Origin of the sequence: Nocardioides sp. S5, assembly GCF_017310035.1 — a bacterium.
In the GTDB taxonomy this organism is placed as follows: Bacteria; Actinomycetota; Actinomycetes; order Propionibacteriales; family Nocardioidaceae; genus Nocardioides.
The window spans coordinates 1,672,560-1,694,874 of record NZ_CP022296.1; the positions used below are offsets into that span (position 1 = coordinate 1,672,560).

22 protein-coding genes, 1 tRNA gene and 1 riboswitch are annotated in these 22,315 nt (G+C 65.0%); of the genes, 16 read left to right on the top strand and 7 right to left on the bottom strand.

The features are described 5' to 3' along the window. The first annotated feature begins 251 nt into the window (after positions 1 to 251). Both istA (CFI00_RS08360) and istB (CFI00_RS08365) read left to right on the top strand, forming a co-directional pair. Positions 252 to 1,529: an IS21 family transposase gene (istA, locus tag CFI00_RS08360; protein ID WP_207081534.1), complete on the top strand. Its 1,278-nt coding sequence runs from the start codon at positions 252 to 254 to the stop codon at positions 1,527 to 1,529. Continuing rightward, positions 1,529 to 2,335, top strand: coding sequence for an IS21-like element helper ATPase IstB (gene istB / locus CFI00_RS08365; RefSeq protein WP_207081535.1), 807 nt, complete (start codon positions 1,529 to 1,531; stop codon positions 2,333 to 2,335). Before istA (CFI00_RS08360) ends, istB (CFI00_RS08365) begins: the two co-directional genes overlap by 1 nt. 992 nt (positions 2,336 to 3,327) lie before the next feature. Here istB (CFI00_RS08365) and CFI00_RS08370 read toward each other — a convergent pair. Beyond that, positions 3,328 to 3,855, bottom strand: a complete 528-nt coding sequence (locus CFI00_RS08370; protein ID WP_207084735.1) for a hypothetical protein — start codon at positions 3,853 to 3,855, stop codon at positions 3,328 to 3,330. 205 nt (positions 3,856 to 4,060) lie between these two features. After that, positions 4,061 to 4,175: riboswitch (SAM riboswitch) on the top strand. 50 nt (positions 4,176 to 4,225) lie between these two features. Between CFI00_RS08370 and CFI00_RS08375 the strand changes: the two genes are divergently transcribed. The 5 genes from CFI00_RS08375 to CFI00_RS08395 all read left to right on the top strand — a co-directional run bounded on the left by CFI00_RS08375 (position 4,226) and on the right by CFI00_RS08395 (position 6,614). Next, positions 4,226 to 4,666 carry a hypothetical protein gene (locus tag CFI00_RS08375; protein ID WP_207084736.1) on the top strand — a complete coding sequence of 147 codons (441 nt, stop codon included), beginning with the start codon at positions 4,226 to 4,228 and terminating at the stop codon, positions 4,664 to 4,666. Positions 4,667 to 4,787: 121 nt separating this feature from the next. Beyond that, positions 4,788 to 5,180, top strand: a complete 393-nt coding sequence (locus CFI00_RS08380; protein ID WP_207084737.1) for a hypothetical protein — start codon at positions 4,788 to 4,790, stop codon at positions 5,178 to 5,180. Further along, positions 5,167 to 5,748: a tyrosine-type recombinase/integrase gene (locus CFI00_RS08385; RefSeq protein WP_207084738.1), complete on the top strand. Its 582-nt coding sequence runs from the start codon at positions 5,167 to 5,169 to the stop codon at positions 5,746 to 5,748. Before CFI00_RS08380 ends, CFI00_RS08385 begins: the two co-directional genes overlap by 14 nt. After that, complete coding sequence (locus tag CFI00_RS08390) at positions 5,745 to 6,236, top strand: hypothetical protein (RefSeq protein WP_207084739.1); 492 nt, start codon at positions 5,745 to 5,747, stop codon at positions 6,234 to 6,236. Before CFI00_RS08385 ends, CFI00_RS08390 begins: the two co-directional genes overlap by 4 nt. Before the next feature lie 57 nt (positions 6,237 to 6,293). Further along, positions 6,294 to 6,614 (top strand): hypothetical protein, encoded by a 321-nt coding sequence (locus tag CFI00_RS08395; RefSeq protein ID WP_207084740.1) that lies wholly within the window; start codon positions 6,294 to 6,296, stop codon positions 6,612 to 6,614. A gap of 35 nt (positions 6,615 to 6,649) precedes the next feature. Here CFI00_RS08395 and CFI00_RS08400 read toward each other — a convergent pair whose 3' ends face one another. Next, positions 6,650 to 7,141: an NAD(P)H-dependent oxidoreductase gene (locus CFI00_RS08400; protein WP_207084741.1), complete on the bottom strand. Its 492-nt coding sequence runs from the start codon at positions 7,139 to 7,141 to the stop codon at positions 6,650 to 6,652. A gap of 437 nt (positions 7,142 to 7,578) precedes the next feature. Between CFI00_RS08400 and CFI00_RS08405 the strand changes: the two genes are divergently transcribed. The 3 genes from CFI00_RS08405 to CFI00_RS08415 are packed head-to-tail and all read left to right on the top strand — an operon-like array spanning position 7,579 to position 9,512. After that, positions 7,579 to 8,832 (top strand): IS256 family transposase, encoded by a 1,254-nt coding sequence (locus CFI00_RS08405; protein ID WP_207084742.1) that lies wholly within the window; start codon positions 7,579 to 7,581, stop codon positions 8,830 to 8,832. A 46-nt stretch (positions 8,833 to 8,878) separates the two neighbouring features. Beyond that, positions 8,879 to 9,163 (top strand): hypothetical protein, encoded by a 285-nt coding sequence (locus CFI00_RS08410; RefSeq protein ID WP_207084743.1) that lies wholly within the window; start codon positions 8,879 to 8,881, stop codon positions 9,161 to 9,163. Continuing rightward, positions 9,132 to 9,512: a hypothetical protein gene (locus CFI00_RS08415; RefSeq protein ID WP_207084744.1), complete on the top strand. Its 381-nt coding sequence runs from the start codon at positions 9,132 to 9,134 to the stop codon at positions 9,510 to 9,512. Before CFI00_RS08410 ends, CFI00_RS08415 begins: the two co-directional genes overlap by 32 nt. A gap of 399 nt (positions 9,513 to 9,911) precedes the next feature. Here CFI00_RS08415 and CFI00_RS08420 read toward each other — a convergent pair whose 3' ends face one another. Further along, complete coding sequence (locus tag CFI00_RS08420; protein WP_207084745.1) at positions 9,912 to 11,063, bottom strand: hypothetical protein; 1,152 nt, start codon at positions 11,061 to 11,063, stop codon at positions 9,912 to 9,914. 492 nt (positions 11,064 to 11,555) lie between these two features. On the opposite strand from CFI00_RS08420, the gene istA (CFI00_RS08425) reads away from it, so the two are divergent. From istA (CFI00_RS08425) to CFI00_RS08435, 3 genes are read left to right on the top strand one after another with little or no spacing between them, the layout of a single operon-like run. Continuing rightward, complete coding sequence (gene istA / locus CFI00_RS08425; protein WP_242532858.1) at positions 11,556 to 13,133, top strand: IS21 family transposase; 1,578 nt, start codon at positions 11,556 to 11,558, stop codon at positions 13,131 to 13,133. Then, entirely contained in the window at positions 13,130 to 13,909 is a 780-nt protein-coding gene (gene istB, locus CFI00_RS08430) for an IS21-like element helper ATPase IstB (protein WP_242532459.1), read from the top strand. Before istA (CFI00_RS08425) ends, istB (CFI00_RS08430) begins: the two co-directional genes overlap by 4 nt. Before the next feature lie 37 nt (positions 13,910 to 13,946). After that, positions 13,947 to 15,965 (top strand): P-loop NTPase fold protein, encoded by a 2,019-nt coding sequence (locus tag CFI00_RS08435; protein WP_277988361.1) that lies wholly within the window; start codon positions 13,947 to 13,949, stop codon positions 15,963 to 15,965. A 587-nt stretch (positions 15,966 to 16,552) separates the two neighbouring features. Here the strand turns inward: CFI00_RS08435 and CFI00_RS08440 are convergent. Continuing rightward, positions 16,553 to 16,625, bottom strand: a tRNA-Ala gene (locus CFI00_RS08440). A gap of 287 nt (positions 16,626 to 16,912) precedes the next feature. Between CFI00_RS08440 and CFI00_RS08445 the strand changes: the two genes are divergently transcribed. Next, the gene (locus CFI00_RS08445) at positions 16,913 to 17,593 is read left to right on the top strand and encodes a MarR family transcriptional regulator (protein ID WP_207084747.1); all 681 of its coding nucleotides are present in this window, start codon (positions 16,913 to 16,915) and stop codon (positions 17,591 to 17,593) included. A gap of 45 nt (positions 17,594 to 17,638) precedes the next feature. On the opposite strand, the gene CFI00_RS08450 is transcribed toward CFI00_RS08445, so the two are convergent. The 3 genes from CFI00_RS08450 to CFI00_RS08460 all read right to left on the bottom strand — a co-directional run bounded on the left by CFI00_RS08450 (position 17,639) and on the right by CFI00_RS08460 (position 20,123). Beyond that, entirely contained in the window at positions 17,639 to 18,148 is a 510-nt protein-coding gene (locus tag CFI00_RS08450; protein ID WP_207084748.1) for a hypothetical protein, read from the bottom strand. Positions 18,149 to 18,325: 177 nt separating this feature from the next. Further along, positions 18,326 to 18,712, bottom strand: a complete 387-nt coding sequence (locus CFI00_RS08455; protein ID WP_207084749.1) for a hypothetical protein — start codon at positions 18,710 to 18,712, stop codon at positions 18,326 to 18,328. A gap of 94 nt (positions 18,713 to 18,806) precedes the next feature. Further along, positions 18,807 to 20,123 carry a hypothetical protein gene (locus CFI00_RS08460; protein WP_207084750.1) on the bottom strand — a complete coding sequence of 439 codons (1,317 nt, stop codon included), beginning with the start codon at positions 20,121 to 20,123 and terminating at the stop codon, positions 18,807 to 18,809. 110 nt (positions 20,124 to 20,233) lie between these two features. Here CFI00_RS08460 and CFI00_RS08465 point away from each other — a divergent pair, with 110 nt between their 5' ends. Both CFI00_RS08465 and CFI00_RS08470 read left to right on the top strand, forming a co-directional pair. Continuing rightward, positions 20,234 to 21,496, top strand: coding sequence for a hypothetical protein (locus CFI00_RS08465; RefSeq protein WP_207084751.1), 1,263 nt, complete (start codon positions 20,234 to 20,236; stop codon positions 21,494 to 21,496). 46 nt (positions 21,497 to 21,542) lie between these two features. Further along, complete coding sequence (locus CFI00_RS08470; RefSeq protein WP_207084752.1) at positions 21,543 to 22,241, top strand: hypothetical protein; 699 nt, start codon at positions 21,543 to 21,545, stop codon at positions 22,239 to 22,241. The last annotated feature ends 74 nt before the right edge of the window (positions 22,242 to 22,315 follow it).

Below are 22,315 nucleotides of genomic sequence, written 5' to 3' on the forward strand. Positions count from 1 at the left end.
TACGCTCGTTCACGGGCCACTGCGAAGCTGTGGGTGGACCACAACTTCAGATGCCGTGCACAACGGATACCGCACAGCGGGGACACGGTGGGAGGGCAGCGCCGACACATACTGCCCGGGGAGTGACAGGCCGCAACTGTCCGCCAAGAAAGAAGTGTCGGCGACGCCTGAAAACTGACCCCCTATCGACGGTCGAAAACTGACCCCCTCCGAGACCCTGACCTCACCAGCGGTGAGGCAGGAGGACGGGAGTGTTGTCAGTGGAGGACTGGGCAGAGATCCGCAGGTTGCACCGGGCCGAGGGGTTGCCGATCAAGATGATCGCCAGGACGTTGGGCGTCTCGCGCAACACCGTCCGTGCAGCGCTGGCGGCCGACGGGCCACCGAAGTACGTGCGGAAGCCGGTGGGGTCCGCGGTCGATGCGTTCGAGCCGCGGATCCGTGAGCAACTCCAGGCCGTGCCGACGATGCCGGCCACGGTGATCGCTGAGCGGATCGGTTGGGACCGTGGGATGACGGTGTTCAAGCAGCGGGTGGCCGAGCTGCGCCCGGCCTATCTGCCGCCCGATCCCGCGTCCCGCACCACTTATGAGGCAGGTGAGCTGGCGCAGTTCGACTTCTGGTTCCCCGACATCGAGCTCCCGGTCGGCTACGGCCAGACCCGGACTGCGAAGCGGCTGCCGGTGATGACATGCGTGACCGGCTACTCCCGCTGGTCCGGCGGCATCTTGATCCCCACACGCGAAGCCGAGGACCTGTACGCAGGCTGGTGGCACCTGCTGTCGACCCAACTGCAGGGTGTCCCCAAGACGCTGGTGTGGGACGGCGAAGGAGCAGTCGGCCGGTGGCGCGCACGACGACCCGAGCTCACCGGCCACTGCCAGGCGTTCCGCGGTGTCCTGGGTGCGAGTGTGTACATCTGCAAGCCCGCCGACCCCGAAGCCAAGGGGATGCTCGAGCGGCTGCACGACTACCTCGAGAGGTCCTTCCTGCCCGGACGGCGTTTCACATCGCCGGCGGACTTCAACGTCCAGCTGGCCGGGTTCTTCACCAAGGCCAACGCCCGGAAGATGCGGGTCCTGGGCTGCACGCCCGGTGACCGGGTCGACGCCGACCGGGCCGCGATGCTGCCCCTGCCACCGGTCCCGCCAGAAGTCGGCTGGCGCAAGACGCTGCGGCTTCCCCGCGACCACTACGTCCGCGTCGACTCGAACGACTACTCCGTCCACCCCGCTGTGGTCGGGCGCCGGATCGAGGTCCACGCCGACCTCGACCGGGTGTGGGTGACCTGTGAGGGCGCGGTCGTGGCCGACCACGCCCGGGTGTGGGCACGGCACCAGACCATCACCGAGTTCGAGCACACCGTTGCCGCCAAACACCTGCGCCACGGTCGCGCAGACCTGCTGCGGCCGGTCGCCGACGCCGTGACCGGTGAGGAGGTCGAGATCCGCTCACTCGGGTGCTACGACCTAGCACTCGGCCTCGTCGACGAGCCGGTCGACGAACTGGTCGTGGAGGAGGTGTCCTGATGGCCACCCGGACGAAGACGGCACCGAAGACCGGCCGCGATGTCACCAGCGAGCTGGAGTTCCTGACCCGGGCGTTGAAGGCACCCACCCTGCGCGAGTCGGTCGCCCGGCTGGCCGAACGTGCCCGCGAGGAGTCCTGGACCCACGAGGAGTTCCTGGCCGCCTGCCTGCAACGCGAGGTGTCAGCGCGGGAGTCCCACGGTGGCGAGGGCCGGATCCGCGCAGCCCGGTTCCCGGCCCGCAAGAGCCTCGAGGACTTCGACTACGACCACGCCCGTGGCCTGAAGCGAGAGACCATCGCGCACCTGGGCACCCTGGACTTCGTCGCCGGTAAGGAGAACGTCGTGCTCCTCGGCCCACCCGGCACCGGGAAGACCCACCTGGCCACCGGGCTGGCGATCCGGGCCTGCCAGGCCGGGCACCGGGTCCAGTTCGCCACCGCGTCCCAATGGGTCGATCGGCTCGCTGACGCCCACCACGCCGGCCGACTGCAAGACGAGCTGCGACGGCTGGTCCGCTATCCGGTGCTGGTCATCGACGAGGTCGGCTACATCCCGTTCGAGCCCGAGGCCGCCAACCTGTTCTTCCAGCTCGTCTCATCGCGCTACGAACGCGCCAGCCTCATCGTCACCAGCAACAAGAACTTCGCCCGCTGGGGCGAGGTCTTCGGCGACGACACCGTCGCCGCCGCGATGATCGACCGGCTCGTCCACCACGCCGAAGTCATCGCCTTGAAGGGCGACTCCTACCGGCTGAAGAACCGAGAACTCGGCCGCGTCCCCGCGGCCGCCAACGAAGAGAACTAGAGACCGAGGGGGTCAACTTTCAACCGTCGGAAAGGGGTCAGTTTTCGACCGTCGTTGACAAGAAGAGACAATGACGGCTGTCTCACGAGTCACCGAGCCACCAGGGCAACACGGAGCGCCTGCCCTGGTCTAGCACCGCTTTGTGACGCATGCCGCGCTAGGCCTAGAGCCCCAACTCGTCCCGACGTGAGATTGGCCCGTTTTACGGGCCAATCTGAACCCTCGGTGAGCACCGTCCTAACGGACCGCTGCGAATTCTTCATGCGGTCTTCCCGGATTCCGAAGTGGCGCGCGCAGCGCGGCATCGAGAGCGGCCGAAGGGCGCGGGAATCCGAGGGAAGTGAGGGCATACCGCGCCGTCGCCCAGGAGTCTGGTGTCGTGTTCTGGTCGCCCAGCCGTTGGCGAGGTCTGCCGGAGATGCCCGACACTCCGCCATTCGCCGGGTTTGCAGGCCTGATCCTTAAAGACGGCCGGATCCGTTGTATCCCAGATGGCCCGGGTTTCCCCGAGTTGCGCCGGAAACGGTGGGTACCTCGACAGGGACACGCCTCCGTGAAGGGCTCGCACTGACAATGGCCGGCCTCGGCGAGGGCAAACCGGTCCAGGCGCGCTCCATGGGGCTCCGTGGATTAGAACGCTGCGTCACAGTCCCCTGCACGGGAGACCGACGTAACCCGGATCGATTTTTGGCAGCCGCAGACACGGCGCTGAACTTCTGAAGTGAACCAAAACTCCGTCTTCGACCAATGCGTCATCTGGAGCGGCTCGTTGTCGATGCCCACCGAAGTTGCGTAAGCCTCCTCCGCGACCCGAGGAAGGGCGTACCGCGAGGCCAACCGCCCGCGTGTTCAACTTCCGGCACCCAATTGGTCGCGCCCCCCTGACCAGGCAGGCTCCTACGAGGGGCACGATCCGAGAGTCGTCCTTGCCAAGTACCCCTGTGCAGGCGCTCTTCGCGCGACTCTCATCCCTCAAGGGTGTGCTCGGTCGGCTAGCCTCGGGCGACCCACTGGGACCACGCGAAGGCCCCCGGCGCCCAGTCGACGGGTCCGTCGGCAACCCCCGCTACTGCAGATACGCGCACCGTGGTCGCCTCGAAGGAAGCACCGTTGAGGCACCGTCGCGAGATTGAGAAGCGAGTTGTGTTCCGGCTCCAGTTCGTTCGCGTCGTATACGGACACCGGATGCTGCCGCCGGGTTCCCCCCAGCTGCTCATCCATTCGAACCAGCGGCCATCGAACATGTTCATGCTCACTAGATAGTCCGGCGCACGGCGCCGTTGTGGCGTCACATCGATGTAGACGCCCACGGAACCGTCTTCTTGCAGCGCATCGTGCCGGACAGTGACCACGAAGCGGTCTTCGTTGCGCACGTGCACCCGGCGGACGTCCATGCCGTGCGCCACGTCATCTGCTGGGTCACCGAAAGACGCGGTCGCGGCGTGTGCGATCGGCCCCGGGAGGGACACCAGAGCGCAGCTCGCCACCAGAGACGCTATGAGGATGGCTGCGCGAGTCATCGAACGACTGTAGACCCGCTTTTGGATACCCGTACACATTCTCCTGCAACCCGCACCGCCGACCACCTGCGACGGGTCGGCACTCACACAGGCGTGACAGCACAGCACAGTCTCTTCTGACAGCGCGCCCATCGACGCGCTGCAACGGAGATGCCGGCCTCTGGATTAGTGGAGTGAAATCGATCGGTGTCGTACAATTGAGGCAGCTCAAGAGTGAGACCGACAAGCCCTGGCTAGGTCTCCGGCAACCTGCTTCCGCAGCAAGGTGCTCCAGGGATAAGAGACGGGCGACCACGACCGTGGCCGTCAAACTGCGGAGACCTCTCCACGGATAACGCCGAGGGGGACTCCAGTCCCCTGAGGAGTTTCTGTGACGATCGATATCTCGCGTCTCGACGACGTAGCGGAGTCCTTTGACCCGCGTCTGGCCTTCGGTGGGCCGAACCAGATCACCATTCATCTCTTCGACTGCCATGGCGGTGAAGGGCCGGCGCAGCACCTGGCGTCTTTGACGGTTCCTGACTACTCGCCGTGGGACAGCGCATGGATCCAGCCGGGGCCGTACGAGGTGGCCGCGCGCATGTGGAACTTCAAAGCGGCGATGTACGCGTTGCGCCCTGAGGAGAGCATTCTCCTGGCCTGCCTGACGATCGTGGGCCGCGCCGACCCGATGCCAGTGCATGTGGCCAAGTTTGACGCGTCGTTCGCGCCCATCTGGTCCGCCTTTGAACGCATCGAGGCTGAGCAGTGTGATCCGGCGTGCCCGGTAGATGTTGCGGAGTGGGCCGCACGCGACGGAGTGCAGCGATGACCGTCGCCCATGCAGGAGCACCTCGACACTGCTGCTTGGCACCCCATAAGGCGGACTATGGGGTCCCGCCACGGCCATGTGCCGGTACCGGGTCCCCCTCAGCGACGCGGGGAGTGTTCGGATGAGCGCCACCGAGATCGTCCGGTTCTACTGGGAACTCGACCCCGCCGACAAGGAAGCGGCTCGCGACGCCACGACAGAGGAAGAGGGCTACCTGGCCAACGACATCAACTGGGGCCGCGCCCTCGTCGCGTTCGCGCAGGAATACGAGTCGGTGCCCGACCTCACCGTGCCTGCTCCTGACCCGGATCTCGATTCAATCGACTACGGAGATGACGGGTCGTTGGCCTACTCTGATCCGATCTCGGCGATCCTGCAGGCAGCCGCCTACGTCGGCCTCGACCCCCGGGAGGTCTGCGACGAGGCGCTGTCCCACCGGGAGGCCATCTACCGGGACTCGGCTGATGTCGCCCGTCGCAGACGCGGCTCCGCAGTCACTCTTGCGGGCCGCTGACGCGGACAGTCCGCGCACGTCTGGCCTTGCCTGGCTGCTGGCCACGACGGGTCTTCGCATCAGCGAAGCCTGTGGTTCCAGGGTCAATGACGTCGGCCAGCGCGACACCGAGCCGTGGCTTGACGTCGTCTGTAAGGGCGGACTGATGCGCAGTGTCCCGTTGCATGAGGAGACGTGGCGGCGTCTCGAGCCGCTGACGCAGCGAGGCTCAGGACCGATTTTCGCCACCCGGACCGGGGCCGTGCTCGACCGGCGGGCAGCCTCACGGACGCTGGTACGGATCGCGGTCCAGGCTGGCATCCGCGACCGGCTCAGCCCGCATGTGCTGCGGCATACGTTCGTCACTCTCGCTCGCGCCACAGGTTGCCCGCTGGAGGATGTGCAGCAGGCTGCTGGACACGCGGACCCGGCCACCACCCGGTCCTACGACCGGACCCTGCTGACCCACGCCGCGCACCCGGCGCACCGCATCCTGCAAGCCCTGGATCATGGATCTCCCGGAAATGTGATCGGCGGTAGAGACGGCGACGCCAGAAACAGGGACACCGGCGACCGTGGCGTGACGTGAGCCCCGCTTACGACGGTCGGGTCGAACACGTCGACACGCACCTCGCGCAAGCCGAAGCAAGCGCGCAGCACGTTCCGGGCCAGTCACAACGCGATGTGGAGTTCCCGGCCTGGCTGCGTATCCAGCACTGGTCGCGCCTCGCCCACTCCCAGCAACACCATCTGCACTGGTGGTATCTACAGACCGACAGCGCCGCGGTCTGCACCTGCGGCCTCGTGCACCGGCTGCCGCCACCGCTCGTGCTGAACGTCACCGGTCACCGAGATCCTGAGACCTGGAGGTTGACTCGACTGCTGATCGTCCACGCCCTACCCGATGCCTCGTCAACCGCAGTCGGCAGGGCGCGGACGCACTCCGGTTGGCGGCTGCCGAGCTATCAAGTCGGCTGTCAAGCCTGCGATTGCCGCAGCGCAAGGATTTCTCTGCAGGACGCCGTAGACGTCCGCTCTGCCCACGCGTCAACCTGCACCGCGACCGGTGCCTTGTAGGACAAGGCCCAAGGGCCTCAGCTCCGCCGTTCCGACAACCTGCAACAAGGACCTCACATGACCCGCATCATCATCGAAGGCCTCCACAACCGTGCCTCCCTGCTGGCAGCCCTCAGCGCTGTCATGGAAACGCTCAACCACGACGACTCCTACCTTGAAGACGAGCATGTCTTCATCCCCAGCCAGCCCACGGCGCAAGCGTCTGAGCCCACCTCGGCCCAGACCCCACCCCCGAAGGCGCTGACCCCGTGCCCCAGGCGCGGCCAACACCATGTCCTCACCGACTGCTGGATGTGCTGGTCGGATGTCATGCGGGGGGCAGCGTTGGAGCCGGAAGTCCTCACCAACGAGGCCTGGACGAGGGATCTGAAGCACTAGCCCGACCTCGGCGCTCTTGTCTCCGGGGCTGTCCCCTACGCAGACAGGATTGCAGCCAGGGTTGCACCGAGGTCGTACGCGTGATCCAGGTGGTCTTGGGATACGTCGCCCAGAATCTCTTGCACCGGGGCGGCCTGACGCCAGCCGACGGCCGTGACGATCGATTGCACGGATCGAACCGCGCCTGTGGTGTCGTAGCGGCCATGCACCAGCAGACCGTAGGGGCGTCGAGCCGTCCGGCCCTCGCTCGCACCAGGCGACCCATCGCCGGACAACGCGCCGCCGATCTGCAGGAACGTGGTGTCGAAGAAATGTTTCAGAGCTCCACTCATGTATCCGAAGTTCGCGGGAGTCGTGAGGAGATAGCCGTCTGCATCAAGCACGTCGTCGGCAGTCGCCTCCAGTGCAGGTCTCGCTGTGATGCTCACGCCTTCGATGGCATCGTCGTGGGCACCGGCGATCACGGCATCGGTGAGGGATTGAACGGACCCAGTGGGGGAGTGGTGGACGATCAGCAGACTCGGCACCTCTCCACGATGGCAGCTGCTCAGCCTCGTAGCACCTCTCAAGGCCGCCGGACGCCGCGATCGAAGGTGAGCCGGTCACTGGACCGGCGCAGTCGGGTGTCGACACCCCCACCCTTAAGCCACTCGAGACAGAGACGGGAGGGCCCGGGTTTCGGAACTACCTGGAGCACGGGTCTTCGAGACAGTGGCGGACCCGTCGCATCGATCCCGATCGCCCCAGCCTCCGTGCGCCGCCGACGCGTCTACACGGGATCTGATCCATAGAGAAAGCCCCCGTGGAAAAAGGGCAGCGCTCATCCAAGGTAGAAGGGCCGAAGTTGAGTCCACGGGTGTGGTGTACGACGGGCCCGTCGTGAGCGTGGCGTCCTGACATAGCGACGGCCACCGCGTGATCCTTCAGAAGACCTGCGAAAGCACAACTGATGGAGAACCAAACGATGACCGTCGACCCCAACTCTATTGACCTGCCCGCGTTCATGGCCGAGCACCTCCAGCGCGCCGAACCCGACCTGCTCCGATCGATGCTGTCCACGTTCGTTCAGGCGTTGATGTCGGCCGAGGCCGACGCGATCTGCGGCGCCCCGTATGGCGAACGCAGCCCGGATCGGACCAACTCCCGCAACGGCTACCGGACCCGGGACTTCGACACCCGCACCGGGACGATGCAGGTCGCGATCCCCAAGCTGCGCGAGGGGTCCTACTTCCCCGACTGGCTCCTCGAGCGACGCCGTCGTGCGGAGCGAGCACTGACCACCGTGGTGGCGACCTGCTACCTCCTCGGGGTCTCTACCCGGCGGTTGGAGAAGCTCGTCGAAACGCTCGGCATCACCTGGCTGTCCAAGTCGCAGGTCAGCGTGATGGCCAAGGAGCTCGACGCGCACGTCGAGGACTTCCGGACCCGGCCACTCGATGCCGGGCCGTACACGTTCGTGGCCGCGGACGCGTTGACGATGAAGGTCCGCGAAGGCGGCCGGGTGGTCAACACCCACGTGCTGGTCGCCACCGGCATCAACGCCGACGGCCACCGCGAGATCCTCGGCGTGGACATCTGCTCAGCCGAGTCCGAGGCCGGCTGGCTGACCCTGTTCCGTGGCCTGAACGCCCGCGGCCTGACCGGGGTCAAGCTCGTCACCTCGGACGCCCACAGCGGTCTGGTCGCCGCGATGACCTCGACCCTGGACGGTGCCGCCTGGCAACGCTGCCGGACCCACTACGCCGCGAACCTGATGTCCGCGACGCCCAAGTCGTCGTGGGGCTGGGTCAAAGCGATGCTGCACTCGATCTACGACCAGCCCGACGCCAAGGCCGTGCACGCCCAGTTCGACCGCGTCATCGAGACCCTGTACGAGAAGCTCCCCGCGGTGGCTGAGCACCTCGAGGAAGCTCGCGCCGACATCCTGGCCTTCACCGCGTTCCCGAAGGAGATCTGGCGCCAGATCTGGTCCAACAACCCGAACGAACGGCTCAACCGCGAGATCCGCCGCCGTACCGACGTCGTCGGGATCTTCCCCGACCGCAACTCCGCCATCCGGCTCATCGGCGCCGTGCTGGCCGAGCAGCACGACGACTGGGCCGAAGGACGCCGCTACCTCGGACTCGACGTCCTGGCCCGCTCCCGCATCGCCCTGATCAACACCGACGACACCACCGACCAAAAGGAGGACCTGACACCCGCCGCACTCACTGCCTAGAGTGCTGCCACCGGGTCACGCGGTGGCCCCTTCATCCACCACGACCGTGGACTCGACCGTGGCGGCCTGGTGGCTCAGAGATCTCTCGAAGGAAGAACTGCTCAAACGCCTCACCGCGCACGAGCAAAGCTTCGCTCTCTTACTCCAAGCCGAGGAGCCCAAGGCCGAGTATCTGCCCCTACTCAACGGTCTTCCGGAACTGTCGGCGGCAGATGCAGAGGACGCCAGGCGGATCCACGGCGTTGACACCACCCTCGGTACCCGGCACTGGACGGGCAAGTCGATCAAGCGGATGTCCCATGAACGACTACTTCACCCAGGTGACACTTGACCAGTTCGAACCTGACGCAAGCGAGCACCGCTGCAGAGTCGCCAAGCCCACCACCGGGATCCCAATCCCCGTGCTGCTCGCTGTCCGGGCCGTACGTGAACAAGGATCCGCTGATTGGATTGACCTAGCTGACCGCACTGCCGCCGTGAGTCCGAAGTCCTGGCGACCGATGGTTCGGCTGCTTGCAGCCATCGAGAGAAGAGCCTCGCGTCAACCTGCTCGTCACCTTCTGAAGCGGATTCGCAAGGCGGAAAGTGGGTTGCTGATTGACGGCCAAGTGGTGGTGACCCTCGTAGCGGCGGAGTCCGCCATCCTTACCGTGAAGGCCGCGCCAGAAGCAGGGTCCTAGACGATCAATCGCCCCCCGTTCGAAGTTGACGAATCGGCCGTGCGGCGAACGGCGCCTACCCAGATGACCCACGTCGCTACCCGGATGCGCTCATGGCGTCAATCGCGGGGGAGCGCCCAGACGACAAGCGGCAGAATGACGCGAGGGGAAGTTGGATTCAGTCGTCACCCGTAGGCCATGACATGTCGGTCGCCAGAAATGCGCCTGACAACTCCGTGCTCCTCAGCACTTGCCGTCGCTTGATACTCGCGACCCACCTCAGTTCTGCTTTACGAGCAGGCCTAGGGGGTAAAGACCGCTTGTCGCCCAGCACGGAAACCTATCTGAGGACGGGACTGTCAAAATGGGCGGACCAGACGGCAGCACGCGGTTTCTGGCATCCGCAAATCCATTTGGCGGCTACCGCAGGACGCGGGTGCGGTAGCGGAGCTGCACTTTACTCATCCGAAGGTATTCACCACCCGTGACGCGTGCTCGGATCCGGAAGCGCGTCGGCGTGAGGCGCTCTCCGCTGAAGGTGATGGTGCCGGGGTTGTCGACGCTGGGCTTGCGGTCGATCTTCCACCTGAGGTTTCGGGCCCGGCGGGGAATCGAGAACTCGTAATGGACTTCGGCGTACCTCCCGCTGTCGCACCACATGTTGAGGTCGCCGCCCCGGTTCATCGCGTTGCATCCCAGCGTCGTCAGACGCCTTGTAGTTCGCGTGGCGGCGCGCTTGAGGGTCTCGTCTTCCGTCACTCGACCGGTGGCGATGTGGACCGGGCGTGACGCAGTCGCGGCGTGGCCCAGCCGGTTTCGTGCCGATACCCGCACCGTATAGAGGCCTGGGGGCACCAACTTTCTGTTGGCGTCGCGGCCGTCCCACCCGAATGAGTAGTTGCTGCTTGTCCGGTTGAGCAGCACGCGGCCCGACGAGTCGAGCACTTCGACCAGGTCACGAGGCACCAGGCTGCTGTCCATCATCCCGGACTTCCAGGAAAAGAAGACTTTGTCCTTATAGCCGTCGTCCTTAATCGGGTAGAACTTCGAGGGGCCGCCGTCCAGGTCGCTCACCCACGGTGGCATGGTTACGGAGAAGTCCACACGCACGTCGAAGCCGTAGCCACGGAGCGCCAGGAAAGCGGTCTGGTCGGCCAGCAGGGTGTCGGAGACGGGGACGGTGACGGTCGTGCCCGCGGTCGGTTTGTAGTCGATCTCAGTGAGGAAGAATCCGTAGCAGTCGCAGTATCCGTAGTAGAGGTTGTACTCGCCCGCCGGCGCCTCGCCCATGTCGATGGTCGCCGATGACAATGGCCCAAGGACCATCGAGCCGGGCGCTGGCGACACGAAAATGGGAGGGCCCACGGCTCCGGCCGACGTCGAGACCGCGGCGAGCAGCCCACCCGCCATGACCAGCACCAGGCTCAGCATGCGTACGAGGAAGGGGCCCAGCTTGGTCACGTCGCGATCTCCTGGTCTCCTGGCGCCCACCGACGGACGCAACTCGAGCGTATGGCGGTTCAGTATCTCCTGTCCGTCGAACCGCATGCGCGGCTGGAGATCGTCGGTCAAGGTGTCGACGCACGGCCATGCCGCGAGTGGGAGCGCGGCGCGCGTCAGCGATGAGTAGAAAGCCACAACTACGTCGACTCCCAGCGGCTCCGGAAAGCGACGTCGACGATGCTGCCGCCGAGGCGGCGCATAGACGCGCCGCGGCCGCCCGACTCCCAGCGACGTGGTATCAACACTCACAACCAAGACACTCAATTGGACTGGCGCAAGTCAAGTTGCGCTTTGTCGAACGATTGTGGAGGCACCACAGATGAGCAGCGGACAGTCACAGGAAGTCTGGCGAGACGATCCCATCGAGTGTCCGTGGCCATGAAAAAGTCCCCACTGGTGGCCAGGTAGCGGTCCCCACTGGTGGCCATGTCGGGTCCCCGGTGATGGCCAGGTCGAAGTCCCCGCTCCTCGTTCTTCGCGTGTTGTAACGGCTCGTGAGGGCCCTGCGTGGTGACGGTTGGCGATGTCTGGTCAGCCGTCGTCACCACGCAGGGGTCTTCATTGAAGAACGAGAGAGAACGAATGGACATCATTTCGGCCTACCGCGAGGTGGGCACTTACCGGGGAGCGGCCGAGTTGTGCGGCACGACCCACAAGACGGTGCGTCGGGTCATCGACGCCCACCAGGCCAGCAGTCGCGGCGAGCCGCCGGCGCCGCGGGTGGAGCGGGGTCGCAACTACGACTCGGTCGCCCACCTGGTCGCGGAGAAGGTCAACGACACCGTCGGCAAGATCAGCGCGAAGCGGCTGCTGCCGGCCGCGCGTGCGGCTGGGTATGAGGGGTCGGACCGGAACTTCCGGCGGCTGGTCGCGGACGCGAAGCGCGAGTGGCGCATCGGGCAGGCCCGTGCTGGCGGACGCCGACCGGCGGTGTGGACCCCGGGTGAGGTACTCGCCATCGACTGGGGCACCGAGATCGTGGCCGGCCGACGGGTGCACGTGTTCTGTGCGGTGCTGGCCTGGTCGCGCTACCGGTTCGTCCGGTTCGGCCCCGATGAGCAGCAAACCACCACCCTGGCGCTGCTGGCCGAGTGCTTCGAGGAGCTCGGCGGGGTGCCGAAGCTGGTGCTGGCCGACCGGATGGCCTGTCTGAAGGGCAACGTGGTCGCGAACGTGGTCGTCCCGGCACCGGACTACGTCCGGTTCGCCGCCCACTACCGGTTCCGGCCCGACTTCTGCCACGCGAGCGATCCGGAATCCAAGGGCATCGTGGAGAACCTCGTCGGCTACGCCAAGGACGACCTCCTCGTCCCCTTGAGGCTTGAGGACGACGCGACCGTGTGGGCAGGCGGCTATGCCGGACTGAACACCCGCGCGCGAGCCTGGTGCACGGAGGTCAACGGCCGCCGGCACAGCGAGATCCACGCGATCCCGGACGACCGGCTGGTCACCGAGCGTGACCTGCTCGGCGAGCTGCCGTCGCTACGGCTCGAGGTGGGTCCCGCCCCGATCACCAGGAAGGTGGACAAGCTCTCCTGCATCCGATTCGGGTCCGCGCGCTACTCGGTCCCGAACCGGCTGATCGGGCGGATCGTGACGGTGCTGGTCGACGAACGCGACCGGATCCTGCGCGTGATCGAGCCGATCACCGGCGAAGTCCACGCCGAGCACGGGCTGGTGGCGCCGGGTGAGACCAGCATCGACGACGCCCACTACGACCGGCCCCGACCGGCCACACCCGAGCGTCGGGCGCGGGGCCGGACCGTGGCCGAGAAGCAGTTCTTGGCCCTGGGTCCAGTGGCCGAGCAGTTCCTGGTCGGTGCCGCCGCGGCCGGGGTCACCAAGCTCAACACCGAGATAGCCACGGTGCTGGACCTGGGCGCCGCCCACGGCACCGACGCACTGCAAGCGGCGCTGGAACGTGCGGTGGCGTTCGGGAGGTGGCGTTCCGACGACGTCCGGTCGATCCTGGCCACCAACGGACACGCACCCCGACCCACCCCGGCCGGGCAGGCGCTGGTGATGACCCTGCCCACCGTCCCGACCCGAACGCTGGACGCCTACCGGATCAATCCCGACGCCCGACCAGCCGCAGGACCGCTCCTGGACGAAGCCGTGGACGGCGGTGACGTGTCGTGACCGCCACGACCCCGCCGCCGCTGGCCACCGACCTGAACGACGGACTGAAGCGGCTCAAGATGGCCGCGATGCGCCGCCTGGCACCCGAGCTGCTCCTCACCGCGAAGACCCAACGCTGGAACCCCGAGGAGTTCCTCCGCACCCTCATCGAGGCCGAGATCGCCTCACGTGATGAGTCCAACCGGCGTACCCGGATGCGACAAGCCGGCTTCCCGGTCACCAAACGACTCGAGGAGTTCGACGTCGCCGCATCCTCGATCCCACCGGCCACGTTCGACTACCTCGCCAGCCTGGAGTGGATCCGCGCCGCCGAGAACGTGTGCCTGATCGGGCCCGCCGGGACGGGGAAGTCACACACCCTGATCGCACTCGGGATCGCGGCAGTCGAAACAGGTCACCGGGTCCGTTACTTCACCGCCGCCGAACTCGTCGAGACCCTCTACCGCGGGCTGGCCGACAACTCCGTCGGGAAGGTCATCGAGAACCTGCTGCGCCACGACCTGCTCCTGGTCGACGAGCTCGGGTTCGCGCCGCTGGACGACACCGGCGCGCAGCTGCTGTTCCGGTTCGTCGCGGCTGCCTACGAACGCCGCTCGCTCGGGATCGCGTCCCACTGGCCCTTCGAGTCCTGGGGACGGTTCCTGCCCGAGCACACCACCGCGGTCAGCATGCTCGACCGGCTCCTGCACCACTGCCACACCGTCGTCACCGACGGCGACTCCTACCGAATGAAACAGGCCCGAGCGAACGGAGGAACCCGCCTCAAGAGCAACTGAGAACCCACGAGGGGTGGGGACTTTCAGTTGGCCACCAGTGGGGACCACGACTTGGCCATTGACAATCGAGTCGGCCGACCAAGACACGCTCGGGCGAAGGCACCTGGCCAGTCGCACCGCCGAACTTGTGATGGAAACGCACTCCTGGGAGTCGAGCGTGGTTCTCGCCCTAATCGGCTCCTGGGGCGGGGGAAAGTCGTCGGCACTGCAGATGACAATCAACGAGCTAGGTCAGCGCGGGCGGAACTGGAAAGTCGTCCGCTTCACGCCGTGGGCGGCCGCTGATACCGGAGGGGTTCTGTCAGAGTTCTACGCAGCGATTGCTAGTGCGCTGCCGGAGAAGAAGTTCGAGAAGTTCAGATCTGGGTTGGCGGATCTCGTAGAGGTCTCCGCACCCTCCGCGACCCTCGTTCCATACGGAGGGTCCAGCATTAAGGGGGGCGCGACGTGGTTCAGCAAGTGGCTCCGACGTCAGAAGCCGTGGGAGAAGGCATTCAAGGAAGCCAGCTACGAACTGCTGCAACAACAGACGCCGCTGCTCGTGGTTGCCGACGACATCGACCGACTTCAGGGCGAGGAACTACTGGGCTTTCTGAAGGTCATTCGGTTACTCGGTCGCTTCCCGGGGATCTCATACCTTCTAGCCTACGACGAACGCAGCCTCAATCGGACCCTGCTCCAGACCGCGACGGGGGTCGAGGACAGGGATGGTTCCCATGCCTTCCTCGAGAAATTTGTGCAGTACCCCATCTACCTCCCGGCCCTACTTCCTGGGCAAGTGTTGCGCCTGATCGACGATTCGCTGGAGGAGGCGCTAAGGGGTACGGCGCACACAATAAGCGCGCAAGATGGTCGCCTTGCGGTCATGGACCACGTCTGGAGCAACTACTTAGACACTCCACGGGCAATCAAACGTTTTGGCGCTCAGGTAAAACTGCTCCTTCCCCTACATACGCCGGACGAAGTTGACGTTACTGATTTGGTGCTGCTGACCTTGCTCAGGCTCCGGTTCCCGCGCGTTTACGAGGCCCTGCCCGCGCGCAAGTCACGTCTCACCGGTGGTGACGCAGCAACATTCGACTGGAAGGGCCTCGTCGATGAGTCCACACTCTCCGAGGCTGACCACCCAGCCGCCAGAGAGATCGTGGGTGCGCTGTTCCCCAACACGATGTTCACAGGCGGGTCGAGAGCGGAGCGGCCGAAGGTATCGCATCATCAATACTTCGACCGCTACTTCATTCACAACATCCCAGACGACGATGTACCTGACTACGAGGTGTGGCGAGCCCTGGAGGCAGCCTCAGCTGGCGACGCCGGTCCGCTCTCGCATCTACTCACGACTGAAGTAAGCGACAAAGTGGACACAGCAATAAGCAAGCTGTGGTCCTTCTCGATACAGGGCGACCCGGCCTCATCCGCGGATGTTCGCCTTCTCGCAGGAGTGATGTCGCAGATCGCGGACCTAGAGGGTCGCACTACCGGGCTCTCGGACCGACGACAGCGGGTGTCTAGATGGGCGGCCGATCTCTTGGAACGACTCCCTAGCGAGGTTTCAGCCACCAGCGTTAGCACTGCGCTCCGTGCGTGCCCTGAACTACCACTGGTTGCGGACATATTGTGGCTAGCAAGCGGTGATGAAGAGAAACTGCCCGAGGGTGTCAAAGAGTCCCGAACCGAACTTGGCGCTGACGTGTTGGAAGCACTCGTTGCTCACCTCATCAAGGGAGACGCTGCTCCTCTCGACCACTCAGGTCCGACGCTGTCACGCTATTTGGCCCACTTTGCGGCCGGTATCGCTGCTCCTCGTCTCAAGGCCGGGGTGGGGCGCGAGTTCAGTGCCGCAGACTATGCCTCGCGATTCGTATGGCTCAGCTACACCATTGGAAATAGACCCATCGCGGCTCTCGACAGCTTCGCCACCGAGTCCTTTCGACTGCTGACGGACTTTCATGACGTCTTCTTCGACCTCGAAATGATCGATGACGTGGATCAGCACGACGTTTCGTGGGAGAACAGGAAAGCCTTCGCTCAGGGCCGAGCGCGCAGGCTGCCCTGAGGCACTGTCACTGTCGAATTGGTCGACCTGGCGGGCCGATGACGAGCCGTCATATGAGTGGCGAGGTGCTTCGTCTTTGTGGGCGAAGTGGGTGTTGATGTGTCGGTCCACAGTGCGTGAAGCTTGGTAAGGCCGTGTCCTACGACCAGGACCTGCGGAGGCAGTACGCGATGGGTGCGATGACGGTGACTGGACGCCGAAGGCCGCAAGGCCCTACCTCATAGTGCGGGTTATGGGGGTGGCGGGTCGTTTCTCCCCGTTCATTACGTCCGCACCTGCTACCGCCGGCTTGCTGCGCGACGGCGACGAGGCGCGTCGAAGAGCGAAGCAACTCGGCGAGCGGGATGGGCGCTCAGCGATGCTTCGCCGGAGGGTCGTCGCCCGCAGTCGGGATACGCCGGAGCTGTGCCTCAGCATCCTCCAGCCGCAACCTGATCGGACGCCCGCTTCCCGCGCCACGCTTGCCGAGCCCGTAACCCGGCAGCTCGCCACTGGCGATGAACCGGCGGGCTGTCTTCTCCGAGACCGACAGCACCTGTGCAGCGGCCTGCAGGCTGATGTTCCTAGGTAGGTCCGGCGAAACCACGTGAAGCCTGCGGGGCTCGGACCCGCGATCCCTGCGTGGCAAAGGCAGTGCGCTATCAATCGCGCCAAGGCCCCTGAAGCAACCAGCGCCGGCTGGTACCAGCCCTCGCTTCCAGTAATGCGCGTACGGGGTGGTCGAGCATGGACCGGAGCTACCGACGCACGTTCTGACCGCTGTTGAGCTGGCCCACGCGTGGGTGAACGACCGCGTCGAATCGCTATGCGGCACCGGCTGCGGACGGGGCAGACCGGGGAGGGCGATCTCCGGTCGCTGATTCGGCGCTCGGACAATACTTGCGTCGGATTGCTCCGATGCAACGCCAAGCGTCGCGGGAAGCTGGCGAGAGTGCCACCATGATGAGGTGGCGAGCCTGAGCGACCGGATTCTCGACGCGATCCGGTATGCGCCACTCGACGATGACGTGCTCGCGAAACGTCTTGGCGTCCTGCAACGGCAGTCTGTAAACCAGGCTGCTCGCCGACTGGAAGCGCAAGGACTGTTGCGCCGGATACCCGGTCCCGACGGGAAGATCGTCAACGCGTTGGCCGAGGCGACTTCATCGAACGGTGGACCTACTGTCGCGATGGCGCAGCGGAGGTCGCAGAATGACGCGAGGGCCGGCCAGCGGGATCGGTTCCTCGGCGATCGGATCACTGAGGACGAAGTTAAGGAGGCCGCCCGGGCGTACCTGGTCGCCGATGGGTTCGAAGTGCAAGTCGCGTGGGGGCGCAACCCCGGCGTCGACATTCACGCCAGGCACCGTGATGGTCGGCTGATCCTCATCGAGGCCAAGGCGGAGGTGGGGACCGCCGGGGCGCAGCAGCACAACTACTTCGTCGGCGCGCTTGGCGAACTAGTGCAGAGAATGACGGAGCCGGAAGCCACATATGCGCTCGCACTTCCCGACAATCGCCAGTACCGCGGCCTGGTAGACCGACTCCCTGCTCTGGCCAAGCGACGGCTCCAACTTGCTGTGTTCTGGGTCGACCGTACCGCTGGAGGTTTGAGCGTCATGGTCGAGCGGGCGCCGGCGGACGGATGATCACGTGGCAACTAGACGCAGCAGTGCCGCCTGCCACATTCCCTCTTACCCGTGTGACCAGTGGACAAGAACTTCGATGTCCCAGCCGAGCATTTCATCGACGCTGCGAGACAGGGCGAGCGACACAACGCGGTCGTCTTTGGGAGCGAATGGCCGCATCGGGTTTGGCACGCCCAGCACCGCGCCGAGGGCGTCGATGGTCGGCTTCCATAGCTGAGCCCAATTGCGCCCGGAGCTCACGCGGTAGTGAATCTCCAGCGTGAGCGCGCCTGCCAAATGCTCTTGAGGGGCAGCTGCAACGCACGCAGCCGCGACCTCGTGCTTCCAGGCCGGCGATTGCGCTGATGAGGTCGTCCTCACTTTAATCTGCGGAACCCACGAGTCATCGGTGAGCTCTCTGATCCGTTCGATGGCAAGAGTTGAGCTGTTTCCGTGCACCTTCTGCCCAAAGACCGCGAAGAAGCGTTCCTGACCCAAACGCCGCACAACCGGCAACAAGTAGTTGTCGAGGTCACGGCCGCCCGTGGTCAGCGAGGTCGTGGATGGCAGTCCCACGGCGAGGCTCAATGCCAACGGAGCCGAGGGGTCGAGATCCCGCAACCGGCCTTGGACACTCGTCAAGAACGCGTTGAGTCGCGCCTGGGAACGGCTCCCTGCCCTGTCCCAACTCTCCAGGGCGGGTGCCAGCGGAAGTACTTGGCCGGTAGCGGGTCGGTGGTAGCGCACGAGGATTTAGGCAGTCTCGGCGAGATGGGTATTCATCTCTGGTTGAAGAGCGTCAAGCTGCTCCCTGATCGAGCGGCGATGGGCACGCTTCGTGCCGGTCCCGGCGACCGGCATGTTCAGGCGCCGAACCAGGTTGCGCGCCCGATGGCTCCACCCCTCCGCTTGCTTCTTCTCGGCGTCACCTGTGGCGGACTGCGCGATCTCCTCGGCGAGCGCAGCTGTCAGTTCCAGTCGCGCTCGAAGACGCTTCGCGGGCGATGCGTTTGCGAGATCAAGAAAGAACTCGCCAAGCCGCTCCCGGTTCTTGGACTCAAGCAGTAGGGGCCACAGTTTGGGCAATTGCTTCCCGACCTGCGGTCCCGCTTTCGTCAACATCGACAACGCTTGCCCCATGCCATGTGCACTCCTTGTCCGGTTGGTTGTTCCCCGCAGCGTAGGCGTCTTGCGGTGCCTGGTCCGGGTACGGGCACGGGGCATGTTCTCCTGGCTAGCGGAGGCGTCCATGCAGGTCCACGGGTGGCCACATAGCGACGACGTCGGTAGCTCCGTCTGGCCAGGAGTAGCAAGTCAGCTCCGTGGGCTCGGAGAGGTCAGCGGAAACAATGGCTCGAAGAAACGCGCGTGCGTAGGCGAGCGGCCCGACAAGCATGGTTTTTTCGTCGTCAGCGACGGCCAGATTCTCGCGGCCATGCCGTCTGGACAGGGTTCCCATGTCGACCGGCACGTCCTGTGTCGGCCCGCAGTGGCACCACTCGAAGCCATCAGCATACGCATAGGCTGCCGCTGCGATGCGATCGTTTTCGCGCCAGACACTCACTCCCCAGGGGAGCCTTCCGGTCCCGTTTGGGGAGTAGCGGTCGACGTACTCCTCGCTCGTCACGGTCTCATCGCAGAACACTGCGGGGTCGACGTGGATGAACCGATCTGGTCGTTTCAGTAGACGCGCCCACACGGCGTCCACGCTGTCGCCGAGACGGCGGTGCTCGGGACGCGAGAGCGACTGCTGGTATGCCTGGTTCTCGCGAGGCCGGACGTGCAGAACCCGAACGACGTCAGCACCTTCAGCATGCTCGCGTTCGAGACGGTGGGCCAGAAGTTGCTGTCGCATGAGCTGGTAGAACGGCTCGTCGAGCATGTGACCGAGGCTCATCAATGCGGACCGCAGGGGGGCGTCAGGAGAGTGAAAGTCCGCGCCGTAGCGGGCTTCGCGGGACTTGTCATACGACGGATTCGGCTTGCGGATGCTGAGGTAGCTCTCGGTGTACTTCCACTCGATCAGCGCCAACTCCGTGGTACCAGTGCTGGTGCGGTACAGGAACGCGGCATCGAGGCTCGTGCACTTTGCGCCGCGCACCCGCGGTGCACCTCGTCCTTCGTTGAAGTAGTCGGTCGGACCGATGTACTCGAAGGTCAAGTACCGATCGGGTTCGATCTGGAGGACTTCCGCAATGTCCAGCACGTTGCCGAACGCTCGCACAATCCGGTCCGGGCCACCCACCATCGGCATCAGCGCGTTGACACACTGCACCTGACTTGAAAGCAGGTTATTGCCTGGTCCGCCGTCTACGCCGCAGTGCCACGGGATGCCCAGCGTCTCGAACAAGTCGACCGCATTCTGGCCTTCAGGTAGCAGGTTCGCTGCTGCGTACTCCTCCGGCAAGCAGTGGTCGTACATGCCGACCGGGTCACCCCGGTGGTTCACCCACGGCGCAGGCTGTCGAGCCGCTGGCCACAACGTTGGCGTGCGGAGCTTCCATGCAACAGACAGGTCTCGTTGGTCCTTGGTGTACTCGTCAGTCCTCATCAGTCCCGAAGCTAGACCACGGCACCGACAGTGCATTCCGAGCGCCGCGGGCATGGCAACCGGTGCGACGACTCCGGTCGAACCTCCGCCACAAGCCGTCGAGTCGATCTATGTTCGACCTTGTGACCACACGAGAGACGGCTCAACAAGGGACTACAGCTGCTGCTCAACGTCGGATCTTCGCAGACACACTGGCTGACCTTCTTGCTGCACAAGCAGGGGTCGACATCTCCGCTCGGGTGCCCGTCAATCGCGCCAAATTGCCCCGTTTCGTTCGTTACCAAAACAAGGACTCGCTCACGCTCGTCGTTGGCGAACAAGAAGCGGGCAGCGTCGACACCGCGCTTGCCGTTGGTCTCGGCGAGCGGAACCAGCGGACACTGCGCCTCGTCCTCCCGCGAGGGTGGCACGAGCCGACGCTGCACCGGTGGGCCTGGCTTCGCGACGATCTCCCCCTCGAGGTGTGGAGTCACGACGGCGAGAAGTCGGCAGCCCCCGAACAACGACCAACTCGGCTAACCACGCAAACTCTCGTCGCCAGCGAAGAAGACCCCCTCCTCCACCTCGGCAATCGCACGCCGTGGGTGGAAGACCTGATGCTGTGGGCAGGAGAACAGTCAGACCTGGACGCTTCACATCGCCGCGATGTGCGAGCTTGGCAGTGCCGCGGTCAGCGGGTGCTACGTATCTCCCGGACCGGGACAGGACTGAGCGTCGTGGCTGGCATCGACTGGGGCGCGGCTGCCCCGCATCAGCCAGCCGTCTCGGTGCCGCTGGACGCCCCGATGAGTGCCGACGACGAAACCGCGGTGCGCAACGCAGTGCTCGAGGGCATGCAGCAACGGTTGAACGGAGTGGCTTACAAGGCTGACGAACACTGGTTGCAGGCAGTTCTGCGCCGCCACCCCCGGCGCCTCGGTTTGGAACAACCGGTACTGCGCGAGCTGCCCGCGTGGCGCCCCAGCGGCAGGGCAGGCACCAAGCAAAAGACAGCGCGCGGCAGAGGTTTCGTAGATCTCGTCGGCCTCGACGCCAACGGCTCGCTATTGCTCGTCGAGACAAAACTCGGCGCAGACCACATGCTCGTCCTGCAAGGCCTGGACTACAGAATCTGGGCCGAGGCCAACCGCACCCGCCTCACAAAACGGCTCGATTGCCGCACTGACGTACCGCTCGAAATCTCATACTGCGTCGGGGGCAAGAAAGGCGCAACGCCCACGTGGAGCCCTCACACCGCCGCCCAGCTCGACGCGCTAGCGCCTGATCTGCGCTGGCACATCCAAGAGGTTACGCAGTGGACAGGCGACGGACTCGACGCACAGCGCGGCACTCTGCGGGTTCCTCCAATGGCGACTTCAACCAGCGCAAAATAGTTTCGCGCTGCCACGTCGACCAAGGGACCCTCAGGAGGCAATCACCGTGGCATCGGCCCAAGATCCCACTCAAGAGCTTGGCACGTTCCGGGCCCTCGCACACGCACTGGGGCTCGACTCCTCGAGCCAGTACGTAGTCACCGACGTCGAAGGCTGGATCGTCGACCGGCTCGACACCGATCTGGGAAATGGCCTCTTCGTCGAATGGACCGGCGACGCCGACGAAGACTCATACGAAGAGCTCCACCTGTGGACGGACCTTGGTGTCACCATGCACATCCTGACGTTCCCGCTGCCCCAGGCCGCCTTCTTCGACTACCTCACCGAGCTCGACACACGGTCCAAACGCATGCAAGCCATCGCGGAACTTCCGCGAGCTGACGAGTGGGACCAAAGCGATGAGGGCCAAGAAGCGCTCATTGCAGAAGCACTCGCCACGTTGTTCAACGTCACGGAAGACGAGGTGATCACGAAGCTCGGAAGAAGCCTGACACCCGTGGGGTCCAACGCCATGGGTACGTTCAGCATGCCGGCTCGCTGCTTCTTGTGGCAGCGGCAGCTCATCGTCGGTCTGGACGATGAGTACGTCCATCTCTTCGCCACCACGTTCGACAGTGATGGACTGATCGGCACCGGTGATGAGCTGTCCGCGATGTCATGGGGTGACGACGGCGACCTGTCCCTGAACACATTCGTGTCCTGGCTCGTCCAGGTCGCCGAAGAGAACCCAGGTGCCGCGCGCTGAGACTGCAGGGCCGTACTGGCGGCAGTCATTCAGCGCCAGGTGCCCGGCTGGCGGCCGGGCAGTGCAACGCGTGG